Annotated in this window: 1 protein-coding gene; it reads right to left on the reverse strand. The window is 38.8% G+C overall.

Annotation, left to right across the window (positions count from 1 at the left end):
- Nucleotides 1–231: 231 nt before the first annotated feature.
- Nucleotides 232–1,068 (reverse strand): DNA-3-methyladenine glycosylase family protein, encoded by an 837-nt coding sequence (locus AAAY30_RS11490; RefSeq protein WP_186936401.1) that lies wholly within the window; start codon nucleotides 1,066–1,068, stop codon nucleotides 232–234.
- Nucleotides 1,069–1,295 lie beyond the last annotated feature (227 nt).

Below are 1,295 nucleotides of genomic sequence, written 5' to 3' on the forward strand. Positions count from 1 at the left end.
GGTGCAAAGTGCAATTGCAACGCTTGTCGCTTTTAGCATTCCGTGCTTGTTCATTGGTTTGATTACTCCTTTCAAAACTTCCAAGGGCATCCTGCCCTATCGTTTATAATGTTATCACAAAATTATCACAATTTCCATAATTTTATTATAGAAAAATGAAAAACGGCAAATTTTACAAATTCAACTATGGAATTATGTGCAATTTGCCGTTCCATTTTCACATTATTATTGTTAATCAAACAATTCCGGGTGCATTCTGCTGTAATGAAATATGTATTGTTGTGCTATCCCCGCACAATCGCCGAAATCCGACGGCATCATACCGGGGAAAAGCTTATCCATTGCCCTTTTCATCCATACATCAACAGGAAAAGCCTCTATTCTGTGTAAACCGAAAAGCAGAGTGCAGTCGGCGACCTTAACTCCGACACCCGTAATTTTCATAAGTTCTTTTCGTGCCTGCTCGTAATCAAGCGTGCGGCAGCTTTCAAGGTCAACCTCACCGCTGTAAACCTTTTGTGCCGCATCTATAAGGTAACGATTACGAAAGCCTGCCCTTAAAGGCGCAAGGTCATCGGCTGAAAGTTCCGCCATTTTTTGCGGTGTAGGAAAAGCAAAATCTCCGGGAGAAATTTCTTCTCCGAAGTTTTCGCAAAGTCTTTGAACAATGCCCTTGATTCTTTTTATATTGTTATTTTGTGAAATAATGAATGTGCAGAGTGCCTCATAAGGCTCTTGCCTTAATATTCTTATACCGGGAGCATATTTTGCCGCCTCTTTAAGCACGGGGTGAATTTCACTTATCTGTTCTCTGATTTTACCGTAATCAAGTTCGAGGTCAAAGTAATCTTTCCATATACTTTCAAAATCGGCTTTATTTGAGTTTTCGATATACAGACGCTCGCCGTCAAGTCTTACCCTGACTTTTTTACCGAAAGCGATTCCGTCAAACGAACCGTCGGCATTTTCTGTCCAGCGAAAACTCTGACCGCAGTCAAGTGTTTGTCTTAAATCAAGGTCTGTTACATTGTCGATACAGATGTAACCGTCAAATTCGGTGCAGGTCATAATATCCTCCGTATAAATTTTGTTTACAGAATTATTTTGATAAAAATTCTAAATAACATTATACATAGTTTTTCATATAAAAACAACTTATTTGAATTTTGTTCTGAATGTTAAGGGGTGAAATTGTAGTTTGACAAATTGATTTGCCAATTAATTATAAAAGTTTGGTCGACCAGAAATATGCCGACAAAATCGGCGCAAAGTTCTCTATGGTGCTCGGCGACAAT

Origin of the sequence: Ruminococcoides bili, from assembly GCF_040093295.1 — a bacterium.
Classification (GTDB): domain Bacteria; phylum Bacillota; class Clostridia; order Oscillospirales; family Acutalibacteraceae; genus Ruminococcoides; species Ruminococcoides intestinale_A.

Excerpts from the sequence above, each read along its gene's own strand:
- AAAY30_RS11490 (WP_186936401.1), bottom strand. The coding sequence starts at position 1,068 with ATGACCTGCACCGAATTTGACGGTTACATCTGTATCGACAATGTAACA.